Source organism: Winogradskyella marina (assembly GCF_015645385.1).
GTDB classification, from domain to species: Bacteria; Bacteroidota; Bacteroidia; order Flavobacteriales; family Flavobacteriaceae; genus Winogradskyella; species Winogradskyella marina.
The window spans coordinates 192949-207315 of the sequence record NZ_JADOET010000003.1; the positions used below are offsets into that span (position 1 = coordinate 192949).

Consider the following 14367-nt stretch of genomic DNA (forward strand, 5'->3'; position numbering starts at 1 on the left):
ACTAATTACCTTATTCCCAAAACGTGGTTTCTTTTTCTTTGTTCTTCAGGAATTCTTCTGTTTTACGATCTTCCCAACTCTTTTTAAATAATTTTTTGTTTTTAAAAACATTCAATCCGTGGATAATAATAAAGACTGTCCAAGCGACAATAACACTTAAATTTAAGCTTATGATGTTGTTTTTATAAGGACCTGCAACAATATATAAATTATACAACAGAAGTGCTACAGCGATTAGGTAACATGCCAAGTGAATGTAAAAAAGTTTAATTCTCCTTACTTTATTCTTAGCTCTTATTAGCTGCTGTTTTTCTTCGTTAGTCATTTTCTATGTTTTACTGGCTATTTTGAATGCTTCAAGACGTATAAAAACCTATTCCCAATTCTGCTCTTCCTTTTTCATAAACTCTTCAATTTTTCGCTTTTCCCATTTCTTTCCAAATAGAAAATTGGTGCCAAAAACGCCTAAGAAATGAAATGCCAATCCTATTCCCCAAAAAAGAGCTGTTGCATACGGTCCAAAGCTTAAAAATCCTGCACTAGAATTAACACCTATCAGTATAATTAGAAACAAATTCACAATCACATAAGCCGCCAAATGCCAGTAAAATCCAACGATAGCATCTACTTTTTTCTTGGCTCTTAAATAGGCTTCTTCGTTTCTAAAATCTGTGGTTTCCTTAGGATCTTCGTAGGACTCTATATGATACTTTTCCATAACTCTTACTTTTTATTGTGTTCAAATTCTTCATTCATAAACTGCTGTATCTTTCGTTCTTCCCAATCGTCACCTACAATTCGAGGCAATCCAAATACTGAAAACGCATGTATCGCAATCACTAAGCCCCAAACTATCCAAGAAGCGTATGTTGAGAAACTAAAAAAAGCCTCTTCAAATGTTTCTCCACTGTTTGTATTACTCATTACTTTAACTGTTGTAATTATTGTGTTAATTACCATGTAAACAGCCAAATGTGTATAAAAACGTTTTAGCTTTTCAACTTTATTCTTAGCTTTTCTAAAGCTTGATGTGTTTACTTCCATAGTTTTATAATTTATTTCCAACGTCTTGTTTCCTCTTCTTTACGCATGTACTCTTCAATTTTTCGCTTTTCCCATTTGGCTCCCAAAGCTCCATCATCTACAAATACTCTATACGCCTGAAAAACTAAACTTAAACCCCAACCAAATGCTGGAAACCAAAACCACTGAATGGTCATATAAGAATACTTATACCATATAAATACTAAAAAAGGTATGACGCATACGTATGCAATTAAACTGTAGTAAAAACCTTTTAATTCCTCTACGCGTTTGCGAGCTCTTACATAATCGTCGTTAAGTCGCTCTTGTGATTTTTGTACTGTTGTCATGATTGATACTTGTTTTGTGAGCATAGGAATCGCAACTGCAAAATCCTTTTCTCGTTGATTGATGTGTACTTTTTTATTAGAAAGTAATTGGTACCGTTGCTTTATGTTTTCTAAACCAACTCCACTACTCTTCTTTACAATTTGTTTGGGTTGAAGATTATTCATCACCACTAAATGATTGCCATCTTCATATATTTTTACATGTAATGGTTTACTCGATGTGACCATATTATGTTTTACCGCATTTTCTAAAAGCAACTGTAGTGACAATGGCACTACTTTACTTTCAGGATTTGAAGCTTTATCGGGAATTTCGAAAATAATGCTATCCTCAAATCGCATTTTTAAAAGCGACATATAGGTTCTGGCAAAGTTTAATTCCTCGTCAACGGTTACTAATTCTTTATTTTTCTGTTCTAAAACATAACGATAGACTTTAGATAACGACGTTGTAAATTTTTGAGCATTATCTGGATTTTCTTCAATTAAACTCGTGAGCACATTTAAACTATTAAACAAAAAATGCGGATCTAACTGATTCTTTAAAGCATCGAACTTAGCACTTGCTGTACCAGCAATAACCTTCTGTTCTTTTATCTTATTCTTTTGATAGCGATTATAGAAATAAACAATATGGAAAACAATCACAATGCTTAAGGTGATCCATAAACCAAATGAATAGGCTTTCCATGATTCTTTTTCTACAAACGCATTAAAGTCATAACCGTAATAAAACACTGAAGTTCCTGCTCGTAATAGAAACAAACCAACTAAGGTGATACATGTGCTACCAATAATACCAATAATGATACGCTTAACGTAATCACCTTTGGTCCATGTTCGTCTTTCCATATAATCAAAAAACGCCATATTAGAATACCCTAAGACGAAGGCATATAATTGATAAAACCCAAATTGAATTAAAAAGTCATTAAAGGAATCGTATTTAAAACCATCTGATAAAAGGTTCCCAATTACAAATACCACACAGCCTATGGCGAATGTTAGACTAATTTTTTTTAATGACTTCATATAAGTTGTTATTAAGCTTTACAATCTTTAGCTACTGCTACAGCACGTTCTTTTCCCCAATTTGGATGAAGCTTGCTCTTTGGCTTAAAGGTATTAAAAAGTTCAATGGATGCTTCTATGGCTTTACAATAAGGTGCTGTATCTTTTCCAAAATATTTAGCGCTTCCCATAGCCCATTCCGCTTTACCAAATGCTGCTCGTGGATTTGATGGATCTAAGGCTAACGCTTTTTCATAAAGCTCGGCAATTTTTGCACTATATTTCATACCGTAGGTCATCCCATCAAAAGCTACCCAATTAGAATATACCTGTGCTTGCATCACTAAAAGCTCTGCGTTGTTTTCACTTATAAGCATTGCTTCATCTATATGTTTTTGTGCTTTATCTAACTGTGCTTTTAAAACCGTTTCGTCTTTTGCTCCCCAGCTTTTTAAACTGTTAATTTGAGCTATATAATAATGTGGCAACCATTGTTTGGGTTCTGCTTTTGCAATGCGCTCAAACATATTTTCGGCTTCATCTGTTTTATTGGCTTGCCATAAATCAAAAGCTTTGGACATGCCTTTTTCAAAATTGGTTTGTGCTTGTGCAATTCCTGTAGTTATAAATAATATGATAAATAAAAAGGTTCTCATGGTGTTAGATTTTAAAATTATAGATGTATTGTGATTGATTGATTTTCTTTTAATTCAAATTTTGCATCTTTCCATCTTGGTGGTCCCATAATGCCTCTTGCATCATTAGAACAGCCATAGTCTTCAGATGGAAATCCGAAAAAATTGGTGTCTAATTTTCCATTATCATTTTCATCATGAAACATAGAAACTGCATAAGTGCCTTTAGGAATATCTTTAAATACAACTGTACAAGACCTATCTTTGATATCGCTTACTTCGCCTTTATATGATTTATCCAAAAAATTAGTTGCCGTATCATAAAGTGCAATAAACATTTTACCATCATTGCTTTCTGCACCTTCAACTTTTACGGTAATGGTATAATTATTTTGAGCTGACGCTTGAAAACTCAGTAACGTTACTAAAGACGAAATGATGATTCTTATAAGTGTATTCATGATAATTGATTTTGTTTGATACAAATATCGAATACAAGTGTTGGTTTTAAAAACTGATTTTACTGAATTGTTATTTTCTAATGATGAATTGTCTTTTTTTTAAAATAAAAGTGAAAAAACAGTAACAAATAGTAACATTTTTATACTAATAAGCTAAATATCAACCTTAAAACCAACCAATAATGAAAAACAGACTATTTATAGTTGCATTAACACTGGTATCTACATTAGTGTTTTCTCAAACTGACAAACGTTTAAAAGGCATAGAAAAACAATTCAATTCTGTATTAGAAAGCACAAAAGCACCTGGTTTTGCTGTAGCCATAGTAGAAGGCGACAAAATTATTTATGCCAAAGGGTTTGGATATTCAGATTACGAAAATAAAATTCCTGCAGATGCCAACACACTTTTCGCTATTGGATCCTCAACAAAAGCATTTACCTCTGCACTATTAGGATTACACAGAGAGGCAGACCAATTAACTTTTGACGATCGTCCGAGACAATACATTCCGGAATTAGAATTTTATAATGATGAAATGGATAATACCATCACCATAAAAGATTTAATGCGTCATAGTACAGGTTTGCCAAGACACGACGGTTCCTGGTATTTTTTCCCGAGCCATAGTAAAGACAGCATGGTTGCAAAAGTAAAATATCACGAACCATTTACCGGAGTTCGCGAACAATGGTATTATAACAATTTTGGGTTTTTGCTTCAAGGTGTGATTACGGAAAGAATTACTGGAAAAACATGGGAAGAAAACATTGAGAACAAATTCTTTAAACCTTTGGGTATGAATCGTTCAAAGACCACCATAGATGGTATGAAAACAAGTACCAATGCAGCCTTTGGTTACGAATTAGACAAGGATAGAAATATCACAAAAATGACATACTTCGATATTACTGGCATGTCACCTGCCGGAAGTATTAATAGTTCTGTTAATGATATGAGTCACTGGTTAATGACTTGGATTAACGACGGAAAATACAAAGACCAACAAATTATACCAGAAAACTATATAAAAGAGGCTATGAGTTCTCAAATGATTGTTGCAGCAGGACTACCTTCTAAGGAATTACCAGATGCGCAATTCGCCAACTACGGTTACGGTTGGTTTTTACATTCTTATAAAGGCCATTACATGGTAGAACACGGCGGAAATATTGACGGATTTTCAGCGAGCGTGGCTTTATTTCCATCAGATAGTTTGGGTATTGTGGTTTTAGCCAATCAGAATGGTTCTGCTGTACCAAGATTAATTAGAAATATCGCAGCAGATTATATGCTAAACGAAGCGAAAACCGAATGGGCAAAAAAACATAAAGAAGACACTGAAAAAGCATTAAAAATGCAGGAAGACGCTAAAGATGATATAGAGATTTCTAATGTAAAAAACACAACTCCATCACATACGCAATTAGACTATACTGGCTCTTATAAGCATAATGGTTACGGTACTTTTGAAATTAAGTCAGAAAACGATTCCTTATTTACTGAACTCAATGGCATAAAACAATATTTAAACCATTATCATTATGACACCTTTGAGTTTATTGATGTAAAAAACGGAAAAGTAGATACCACAGCGATTGGTCATTCAACTAAAATAACCTTTAGCACCAATGTAGCTGGCGACATAGATTATGGAGGCATAGAACTTGAAGGTTTATTAGATCCTATAGCTTTTAAACGCACACCAAACACCATTGCGGTAGATGCTGAAACTTTAGAGCAATATGTTGGCGATTATGATTTAATGGGAACAGAAATTAATGCCTACATTAAAGACGAAAACGTACTCTATGTTTTTATTAAAGGACAACCCGAATATGCGCTTATCCCAACCGCAACACATAAGTTTAATTTTAAAACACTCGAAGGCTTTAAAATTGAATTCATAGAAAGTGACGACAAAAGTATTAATGAGGTAAAATTTATTCAGCCCAATGGTACCTTTGTGGCAAAACGGAAGCTAAAAGAGTAATGCATACGTAAGGTTACGTCTAAATAAATTGAATTTATTCCGTAATTTTAATTTTTTACAACTAGTAACTAAAACTCCTGTTATACAGAGATTAATATAGGATATCGGTTGTAAAAGACACTGTATTACTAGTTGGCAACAATTTGGAAGTGATTCGTAATTGATGTATATTTACACCAAACAATAAAATTATGTCAAGACAAAGTATATCATTTACAGAACCTAACGACGAATGGCTGAAAGCACAAGTCAATGGAAAAGAATATTCAAGCAAAAGCGAATTAGTAAACGATTTAATTAGACAAGCGAGAAAACAACAAGTCGAAATTGATTGGGTTCGAACTAAATTGGAAAAAGCTGAAAATAGCGGATTTACAAGCGAATCGAAAAATGAAATTTTAGCTCAATCAAAAACTTTATTGAATGGCTAAATATCGATTAAGTAACGAAGCTAAAAAGGACTTAATCCGAATTCATCACTATGGAGTTAAAAAATTTGGAATGACTCAAGCGGATAAATATTTTGAATCATTCTTTGAATATTTTGAAATTATTTCCCAAAGGCCTTTTTCATTCGAGTCGGTTGATTATATAAAAAAAGACTACAGAAGATGTGTTTGCGGAACAGATAGTATTTACTATAAAATAAATAATGACGTTATTGAAATAATGGCAATTATCGGAAGACAAGATTTAAACGACATACTGTAATCTGAATAATAAAAACTGTTGCCAACACCGTTTATAATTTATTGCTAATTCTAGCCTACTCACGAAAATCCTCACGGATTTTCTATTCGGTTTTTATTTACTAACTTAGTTGCTTATCTACGGAACTAACCACACACTTAAACATTAGCTATAATGCTAAAAAGACTATGAACTACTTTTTAATGATTGGACCTTGGCAATTAATTTTAATCTTAATTACTGTATTTATTATAATTATACCAACGGTTATTGCACTAATTGATATTCTTAAAAATGAATTTTCTGGAAACAATAAAATTGCATGGGTTTTAGTGGTTTTACTCGGGAATGTTTTAGGAGCGCTTTTATATTTTATTATTGGAAGAAAACAAAAATTATCTGCAACGTATAATTAGAGTTTGACTTAAAAATTCTATGCTAAACGTTGTAGCTAGACTATGTAAACAATTTGAAGCAACAACTGTATTGCGTACTCACACCTGAATTAAAAGCTGGTTTGTACTTAATGCGATAATAGCATTTACTTTACATTCTATGAGCCGCCTACAATAGATAAAACAGCACCTAAGCCTTACCGAAAAACAATTTCATTCCGTTACTGCATCTAATGATTTACATGAAATTAAGTTATTTTAAGTAAATGATAATTACTTTGAATTTCCTAAAAAACAACTTTGGATTATAGATGGAGGAATTGAGTTAAAATTTAGGAATACGACGTTTAGTCTAGCTTGGAATCCAGACAAAGCATCGTTTATTTTTGAAAACAAGAAAAATGCAACTAATTTATACGTCGAGGTAAGATTACATTTATCTTTGAATTATAAAAACATCTAATATGGCATATGAATTATCAGCTTAATTCAATTTTAACCTGTAGCCATATGTAAGGAGGAGAGATTAACAAAGATTGAACAAAAATGAAAAATCTAGCAACACTTATATTGTCAGTTTTATTGATAAACTGTCAGAATAACACTAAACAAGAAAAAGAAAATTCTATAGATATTCATACAACAGCAGACAGTTTAACATTATTTGGAGAAAATGTAATTTCAACACCATTATATCAAAGAGATTTAGCAATTTCCCCACAAGGAAATGAGCTTATCTATACATTGGGTGATTACAAACAAAATAAACGATGCTTAGTTGTCATAAACCGAGAAAACGATAATTGGAAACAGGCTGAAATTCTAAATTTCTCAGGAAAACACCAGGATATAGAACCATTTTATACCAACAATGGAAACAGATTGTATTTTGCATCAAACAGACCTATTTACAATGATAAATCAAGAGACGATTATAATATTTGGTATAGTGACCGCATAAACGATAGTTGGTCAGACCCCATTGCATTAGATTCAATTATTAATAGCAGAAACGATGAGTTTTTCCCTTCCTTAAGTAATAATGGAAATTTATATTTCACAGCAACAAGAGATAATGGAATCGGTAAAGAAGATATTTTTATTTCTGAATTTATCGATGGAGAATTTCAATCACCAAAACCATTGCCTACTGAAATAAACACACTATCATTTGAATTTAATGCCTACATAAATCCAGAAGAAAATTTGATTATTTTTAGTTCATTTGGAAGGTCTGATGGTTATGGTGGCGGTGATTTGTATATAAGTCGTAAAGACAAGTCAGGTAAATGGACAAAATCTAAGAACTTAGGAGAGTTAATCAATTCTGATAAATTGGATTATTGTCCGTTTGTAGATTGGAAGTCACGTAACCTCTACTTTACTAGTGAGAGAAAAACACTTAACAATAAGAAAATAGAAAATGTTGGGGAGCTAATAGAGTTCTCTAATAGTCCATTAAACGGATTTGGTAATATCTATAAAATAGGGTTTGACAAATTAGAGTAACAACGTTAAACGTTTTATAACAGCATTAATCTGTGCCTATTTTTAAGACAAAAAGATTAAACACCTACAGGCGTTTAGATCATCAGAATGTTTAAAAAGCAAATTTTTAACTAAATTGTACCAATAAAAAAAGACCATCAATTAAGACAGTCTTTTTTCAATATAATATCATGTTTTAGCTTAAAACATATCTCTACCAGCAAAATGGAAAGCGCTTTCAATAGCTGCATTTTCATCACTATCACTTCCGTGAACAGCGTTTTCTCCAATAGAAGCTGCATATAATTTACGGATAGTACCTTCTGCTGCATCAGCAGGATTAGTTGCACCAATTAAGGTTCTAAAATCTTCAACTGCATTTTCTTTTTCTAAAACAGCTGCAACGATTGGACCACGAGTCATATATTCTACTAACTCTCCAAAAAATGGACGTTCGTTATGTATTGCATAAAATTCCTCAGCATCTGCTGAAGTCATTTGTGTTAATTTCATTGCTACGATTCTAAATCCTGAAGCTGAAATTTTTTCTAATATTGCGCCAATGTGTCCTTTTTCAACAGCATCTGGCTTTAACATTGTAAATGTTCTGTTAGTTGCCATGTATTTTTTTTTAATGAGGTGCAAAAGTAATATATTTTAAAGGAAAAACAATACTAATATTTTTGCAAAATCTTCTGTTGTAGTACATTGTTTTCACCTCGCATTTCCATAGACACTGTTTTAGAATCAAAGTCAAATTTTAACAGTCCAAAACTCTCTACTGAAACGACCTTCTCAACTCTATATGGATTTGGTTCTCCACTAAAACCACGATAAGCATGGGTTAATCCGCTTGATGTAAAATCGATTAAAGGGTAATCTAGTCCCTCTATTTCAATTTTAGAAAACTCTGAAATATGTCTATCGCCAGAAAGCAAAATAACACCTTTGGCATTCGATTCTACAATTAAGGACTTTAATTTATCTACTTCATGCGGAAAATTTCCCCAAGTTTCAAAACCATGTTCGCTAGATAAAAACTGAATACTACTTACTATAATATTAAAATCTGCTTTCGATGTGGTTAATTCTTTACTTAACCAATCCCATTGTGCTGTTCCTAAAACAGTACCTTCTCCATACGTGTTTGGTTGGTATCGTTTCTTTGAACCTTTTGCTTCAGTAAGTCCCGATCTAAAATAACGTGTATCTAAAACAATAATATTTAGCGTTCCTTTAGGAAGATTAATGAGTTCTGCATGGTAAACACCTGCTCTTTTTCGTCGTATATCGTTTTCATCAACCTCTAAGAAATCTAGCATTTCTATTTGACTCTCACTTTTAGCACTAAACTCTTCGCCTCCATCATTTAAACCATAGTCATGGTCATCCCAAGTTCCAAAAATCTTGGCAGATGCTTTCAACGTCATATAACCTTCTGTTTGCGATTGTGTTCTATAATTCTTTCGAAGCAAATCCATGTTATCCGTATCTGCATAAACATTGTCGCCACCCCAAATCCAAACGTCAGGATTATGCTCTAAAATGGGTTTCCAAAGTTTGTTTTCTAGCTTTTGATTATCACAAGATCCAAAAGCGATTGTATAATCAGAAAATACGGTATTCTCAGAATCAGCATTTTTTTCAACAGCAACGGTTTCTGTAGGTTTACAGCCAAAACTAAGACTAGCTATAAAACAACATATAAGAAATTTAGAGTAATTCATATTTTATTATTTTTGGCGTTAAAGATACTCTAAAAACCATTTACATAAATTTATGCTTATGTTATTAAATTGTATCTTCGCGCACTATGACAAAAGAACAAATTTTAGAATTAAAAACACTACTAAACACACCAAATAACATTGTTATTGTACCGCATAGAAATCCCGATGGAGATGCCATGGGTTCTACACTAGGTTTATATCACTACCTTAAACAATACCAGCATAATGTTATAGTAATTGCACCAAATGACTATCCCGATTTCCTAAAATGGATACCAGGAGAAGAAACTGTTTTAAAATTTGAAACGCAACAAGAGGACAGCAATACACATATTGAAAACGCCGACATTATATTCACATTAGATTTTAATGCCTTTCATCGTGCAGGACATCAAATGGCAGACGTTTTAGAGCAGTCATCAGCAATTAAAGTAATGATAGATCATCATCAGCAACCAGACGACTATGCTAAATATATGTATTCTGATGTACGCATGTCTTCAACCTGTGAAATGGTTTATAATTTTATAGAAATGCTTGGCGATGACGCAAAAATCAATGCCACAATAGCAACCTGTCTTTATGTTGGAATTATGACAGATACAGGATCTTTCCGTTTTCCGGCAACCACCAGCAGAACGCACCAGGTTATAGGAAATCTAATTGAAAAAGGAGCCGATAATTCTCAAATACATAATAATATATACGACACTAATAGTTATAGTCGTTTACAATTATTAGGTAGAGCCATGCAGAATTTAAAAGTCATTCCAGAATTAAGAACCGCATATATAACGCTGACTCAAGCTGAGTTAGACGAGTTCAATTTTAAAAAGGGAGATACAGAAGGTTTTGTTAATTATGCATTATCACTAAAAGGTATTATTTTTGCAGCCATCTTTATTGAAAGTCAACAAGACCAAATTATAAAGATATCCTTACGAAGTAAAGGTGAGTTCTCTGTTAACGAATTTTCCAGAGCACATTTTAATGGTGGAGGTCATACCAATGCTGCTGGAGGACGAAGTGAAGACGATATGCTAACAACAATAAATAAATTTATTAGTATATTACCGCAATATAAACAAGATTTGAGCCAATGAAACCCCTAAATTGGTATCATTAAAATATGAAAATATGAAAAACCTACTCATACTCACTATTGTACTGTTACTGTGTTTCAGCTGTAAACCGCCAGAAGCAAGACTACCAGAATCCGTTCAATCTGGTTCTTTCTTAAAAGCGTCAGCAGAACGCAATAAAAAGCTTAACGAATTAGAACACGAACAAATTCAAGATATAATAAAGAGTAATCCTGATAAAAATTACATCGCTTCAGAAAGTGGTTTTTGGTATTATTACAATACTAAAATGGAAAATGATACGATTCAACCACAATTTGGAGATGTCGTTCAATTTACATTTGATGTTTCAAATATTGAAGGAGATGAAATATATGCCAACACCAATAAAACCTATGTAATGGACAAGGAAGAATTGTTCACAGGGTTGCGTGAAGGTTTAAAACTCTTAAAACCTACTGAAACAGCAACATTTATATTTCCATCTCAAAAAGCCTATGGTTATTATGGAGATGAAAGTAAAGTAGGAACTAATGTTCCATTAATTTGTGAAGTAACTTTAAACACTATAACTAAAAGAAATGATTAAAAATGCACTAGCAACACTTGTTGTATTATTAGTATTATCGAGTACATCTTGTCAGGACAAATATCCCGATTTAGAAGAAGGACTTTATGCCGAATTTATAACCTCAAAAGACACCATGGTAGCGAAACTCTTTTATGAGAAAGCACCTGTAACCGTTGCAAATTTTGTGGCTCTGGCAGAAGGAAACCATCCTCTAGTAAAAGAAGACTTTAAAGGAAAACCTTTTTATGATGGCTTAACGTTTCATCGTGTGATGAACAATTTTATGATTCAAGGTGGTGACCCAACCGGAACAGGTTCTGGTGATCCAGGTTATAAATTTGAAGATGAACTTGTCCAAGAATTAAAACATGACAAACCAGGTATATTATCTATGGCAAACTCTGGTGTTAACTCTAATGGAAGTCAATTTTATATTACTGAAAAAGCAACACAATGGTTAGACGGCTATGATGCTAATGGTATTTTAAAAAACTGTGATAACCCAAGAGTATCATGCCATGCTGTTTTTGGCGAATTGGTAAAAGGGCTTAATGTGCTCGATACTATTTCTAATGTAAAAGTTGCCCCTAGAACTAACAAACCACTAGAAGACGTTGTAATTAATAAGTTAAACATTATTAGAATTGGTACTACAGCAAAAAAGTTTGATGCACCAAAAGTGTTTACTGAAGAATTACCTAAAATCAAAGAACGTGCTGCAGCTGCAAAAGCAGAAGCAGAGAAAAAAGCAGAAGCTGCAAAAGCAGAAGCGAAAGCTAAAGCGGATGCTGCAAAAGTTGAGTTCTTAAAAAAGAATGAAGAATTAAAAGGCCGTAAAATTGAATCTCCAACAGGTATGGCAATGATATTTACACATGAAAGCAATGGTGAAAAACCAAATGCAACGCAACGTGTTAATATTGATTGTGCTGGTTATTTAGAAAATGGAGAGCTCTTCTGGACGACCTTAAAGGATGTTGCTGAGAAAAATGGCAAATACGACGAAGGGTTTGATAAAGCTGGTCGTTATGTTCCTTTTGATATGCCATATAATGAAACAGCAGGTTTAATTGCTGGGTTTAGAGAAGCTATGCTTAACATGAAAATAGGTGATAAAGCTAGAGTTTTTATCCCTTATTATTTAGGTTATGGAGAAAGAGGAAATCCACCTGTTATTCCAGCAAGAGCCAACTTAATTTTCGATATTGAATTGGTAAGTATAAAGTAGTTTTATAATTATAACATATAAAAAAGCAGCTATTCGGAGATTTGAATAGCTGCTTTTTTTATAATGAATTAGACCTGTCAGGTTTTAAAAACCTGACAGGTCTTTTAATGTAAATTAAGCTTTAGGAATGTTTTTCAATATTTCTAATACAAATTCCCAATACTTCTGAGCAGATGAAATTTGTGCTCGTTCATCTGGCGAATGTGCTCCTTTAATATTTGGACCAAAACTAATCATATCCATTTCTGGGTAATGCGTGCCTAATATACCACATTCTAATCCTGCGTGACAAGCAGCTACATGTGGTTTCTCACCATTATTTAAGCGTTCATAAATTGGCACCATCACTTTTAAAATCGCAGAATCCATATTTGGTGCCCAACCAGGATAATCACCAGAAAGTTCTACTTCACAACCTGTTAATTCAAAAGTTGCACGTAATGTATTGGCTAAATCTAGTTTTGTACTTTCTACAGAACTACGCGTTAAACAACCAATTTTAATAGCACCATCTTTTACAATAACTCTAGCAATATTATTAGACGTTTCTACCAATCCTTCAATATCTGGACTCATTCTGTAAACCCCATTATGTGCCGCATACAATGCTCTAGTTAAACCTTCTTGCACACCTAGATCCATTATTTTTTCTGGAGTTTCTGTTTTAGAAACAATGACCTCTAGATCTGGTTCCATCGTTTTAAATTCTACTTTAAGCATATCTGCATTCTCCTTCATTTCAGCTTCAAAAGCAGCTTCATGCACAGCATCAATAGCAACGATTGCATTGCTTTCTCTTGGAATTGCATTGCGTAAACTTCCTCCATCAATTTCAGCAATACGAAGTCCAAAATTTTCAAAACCATCAAATAATAAACGGTTCATTAATTTATTAGCATTTCCTAAACCTTCATGGATTTGCATACCTGAATGACCACCTTGTAAGCCTTTTACTGTAATAGTATAACCAGTTTTAAACTCAGGTGTTTCCTCTTCTTTATAATCTCGAGTTGCAGTCACATCTACTCCACCTGCACAACCTACTCCAATTTCATCATCTTCTTCGGTATCTAAATTTAAAAGAATATCGCCTTTAAGCAAACCACCTTTTAAACCTTTAGCACCTGTCATTCCTGTTTCTTCATCAATAGTAAACAAGGCTTCCAAAGCAGGATGCGCAATAGTATCACTTTCTAAAATTGCCATAATTGTAGCAACACCTAATCCGTTATCAGCTCCAAGTGTTGTGCCTTTCGCTTTAACCCAATCTCCTTCAATATGCATGTCTATACCTTGCTCATCGAAATTAAAAACCGTATCATTATTTTTTTGATGAACCATATCTAAATGCGATTGCATTACAATGGGCTTTCGGTCTTCCATTCCTTTTGATGCTGGTTTGCGAATAATAACATTACCAACTTCATCTTCTATGGTTTCTAAATTGAGAGACTTTCCAAAATCTTTCATAAATTGAATGACACGCGCTTCCTTTTTAGAAGGTCGAGGCACAGCATTTAAATCTGCGAATTTATTCCATAGTTGTGTAGGCTCTAGGGCTCTTATTTCTGAACTCATAAATCTTGTTTTTAGATTTGCAAAGGTACAAAATCCATTTATCTCTTTTGGGGCATTCTAAACTTGTTTCAAATACAAAAAACAATGTTACTCTAACAACAATATTTTACAATTACAGTAGTGGCATTTCA

Annotated in this window: 17 protein-coding genes; 8 read left to right on the top strand and 9 right to left on the bottom strand. The window is 33.2% G+C overall.

Annotated features, from left to right (window positions below; genetic code table 11):
- Nucleotides 1-10: 10 nt before the first annotated feature.
- Genes ITJ86_RS05920 through ITJ86_RS05945 form a run of 6 tightly spaced genes read right to left on the bottom strand, consistent with a single transcriptional unit; the run spans nucleotide 11 to nucleotide 3480 of the window.
- Entirely contained in the window at nucleotides 11-325 is a 315-nt protein-coding gene (locus ITJ86_RS05920) for a 2TM domain-containing protein (RefSeq protein ID WP_195870697.1), read from the bottom strand.
- Nucleotides 326-373: 48 nt separating this feature from the next.
- Nucleotides 374-718 (bottom strand): 2TM domain-containing protein, encoded by a 345-nt coding sequence (locus tag ITJ86_RS05925; protein WP_195870698.1) that lies wholly within the window; start codon nucleotides 716-718, stop codon nucleotides 374-376.
- Nucleotides 719-723: 5 nt separating this feature from the next.
- Complete coding sequence (locus tag ITJ86_RS05930; protein WP_195870699.1) at nucleotides 724-1044, bottom strand: 2TM domain-containing protein; 321 nt, start codon at nucleotides 1042-1044, stop codon at nucleotides 724-726.
- An 11-nt stretch (nucleotides 1045-1055) separates the two neighbouring features.
- Nucleotides 1056-2405 (bottom strand): histidine kinase, encoded by a 1350-nt coding sequence (locus ITJ86_RS05935; protein WP_195870700.1) that lies wholly within the window; start codon nucleotides 2403-2405, stop codon nucleotides 1056-1058.
- 11 nt (nucleotides 2406-2416) lie between these two features.
- Nucleotides 2417-3040, bottom strand: a complete 624-nt coding sequence (locus ITJ86_RS05940; RefSeq protein ID WP_195870701.1) for a tetratricopeptide repeat protein — start codon at nucleotides 3038-3040, stop codon at nucleotides 2417-2419.
- A gap of 17 nt (nucleotides 3041-3057) precedes the next feature.
- Nucleotides 3058-3480 carry a DUF2141 domain-containing protein gene (locus ITJ86_RS05945; protein ID WP_195870702.1) on the bottom strand — a complete coding sequence of 141 codons (423 nt, stop codon included), beginning with the start codon at nucleotides 3478-3480 and terminating at the stop codon, nucleotides 3058-3060.
- A gap of 182 nt (nucleotides 3481-3662) precedes the next feature.
- On the opposite strand from ITJ86_RS05945, the gene ITJ86_RS05950 reads away from it, so the two are divergent.
- The 5 genes from ITJ86_RS05950 to ITJ86_RS05970 all read left to right on the top strand — a co-directional run bounded on the left by ITJ86_RS05950 (nucleotide 3663) and on the right by ITJ86_RS05970 (nucleotide 8068).
- Complete coding sequence (locus ITJ86_RS05950; RefSeq protein WP_195870703.1) at nucleotides 3663-5474, top strand: serine hydrolase; 1812 nt, start codon at nucleotides 3663-3665, stop codon at nucleotides 5472-5474.
- A 191-nt stretch (nucleotides 5475-5665) separates the two neighbouring features.
- Nucleotides 5666-5905 carry a ribbon-helix-helix domain-containing protein gene (locus ITJ86_RS05955; protein WP_036578964.1) on the top strand — a complete coding sequence of 80 codons (240 nt, stop codon included), beginning with the start codon at nucleotides 5666-5668 and terminating at the stop codon, nucleotides 5903-5905.
- Entirely contained in the window at nucleotides 5898-6185 is a 288-nt protein-coding gene (locus tag ITJ86_RS05960; protein ID WP_195870704.1) for a type II toxin-antitoxin system RelE/ParE family toxin, read from the top strand. Before ITJ86_RS05955 ends, ITJ86_RS05960 begins: the two co-directional genes overlap by 8 nt.
- Nucleotides 6186-6352: 167 nt before the next feature.
- Nucleotides 6353-6580 carry a PLDc N-terminal domain-containing protein gene (locus ITJ86_RS05965; protein ID WP_195870705.1) on the top strand — a complete coding sequence of 76 codons (228 nt, stop codon included), beginning with the start codon at nucleotides 6353-6355 and terminating at the stop codon, nucleotides 6578-6580.
- 525 nt (nucleotides 6581-7105) lie between these two features.
- Nucleotides 7106-8068 carry a TolB family protein gene (locus ITJ86_RS05970; protein WP_195870706.1) on the top strand — a complete coding sequence of 321 codons (963 nt, stop codon included), beginning with the start codon at nucleotides 7106-7108 and terminating at the stop codon, nucleotides 8066-8068.
- Between the two features lie 180 nt (nucleotides 8069-8248).
- Here the strand turns inward: ITJ86_RS05970 and ITJ86_RS05975 are convergent, their stop codons facing one another.
- Nucleotides 8249-8668 carry a nucleoside-diphosphate kinase gene (locus ITJ86_RS05975; protein WP_195870707.1) on the bottom strand — a complete coding sequence of 140 codons (420 nt, stop codon included), beginning with the start codon at nucleotides 8666-8668 and terminating at the stop codon, nucleotides 8249-8251.
- Between the two features lie 53 nt (nucleotides 8669-8721).
- Nucleotides 8722-9774 carry an alkaline phosphatase D family protein gene (locus ITJ86_RS05980; protein WP_195870708.1) on the bottom strand — a complete coding sequence of 351 codons (1053 nt, stop codon included), beginning with the start codon at nucleotides 9772-9774 and terminating at the stop codon, nucleotides 8722-8724.
- 86 nt (nucleotides 9775-9860) lie between these two features.
- Between ITJ86_RS05980 and ITJ86_RS05985 the strand changes: the two genes are divergently transcribed.
- From ITJ86_RS05985 to ITJ86_RS05995, 3 genes are read left to right on the top strand one after another with little or no spacing between them, the layout of a single operon-like run.
- Nucleotides 9861-10880 (top strand): DHH family phosphoesterase, encoded by a 1020-nt coding sequence (locus tag ITJ86_RS05985; protein WP_195870709.1) that lies wholly within the window; start codon nucleotides 9861-9863, stop codon nucleotides 10878-10880.
- A 34-nt stretch (nucleotides 10881-10914) separates the two neighbouring features.
- The gene (gldI, locus tag ITJ86_RS05990; RefSeq protein ID WP_195870710.1) at nucleotides 10915-11448 is read left to right on the top strand and encodes a gliding motility-associated peptidyl-prolyl isomerase GldI; all 534 of its coding nucleotides are present in this window, start codon (nucleotides 10915-10917) and stop codon (nucleotides 11446-11448) included.
- Entirely contained in the window at nucleotides 11441-12658 is a 1218-nt protein-coding gene (locus ITJ86_RS05995; protein WP_195870711.1) for a peptidylprolyl isomerase, read from the top strand. The genes gldI and ITJ86_RS05995 overlap by 8 nt, the downstream gene beginning before the upstream one ends.
- A 114-nt stretch (nucleotides 12659-12772) precedes the next feature.
- Here ITJ86_RS05995 and ITJ86_RS06000 read toward each other — a convergent pair whose 3' ends face one another.
- Complete coding sequence (locus tag ITJ86_RS06000) at nucleotides 12773-14236, bottom strand: aminoacyl-histidine dipeptidase (protein WP_195870712.1); 1464 nt, start codon at nucleotides 14234-14236, stop codon at nucleotides 12773-12775.
- Nucleotides 14237-14367: the final 131 nt, after the last annotated feature.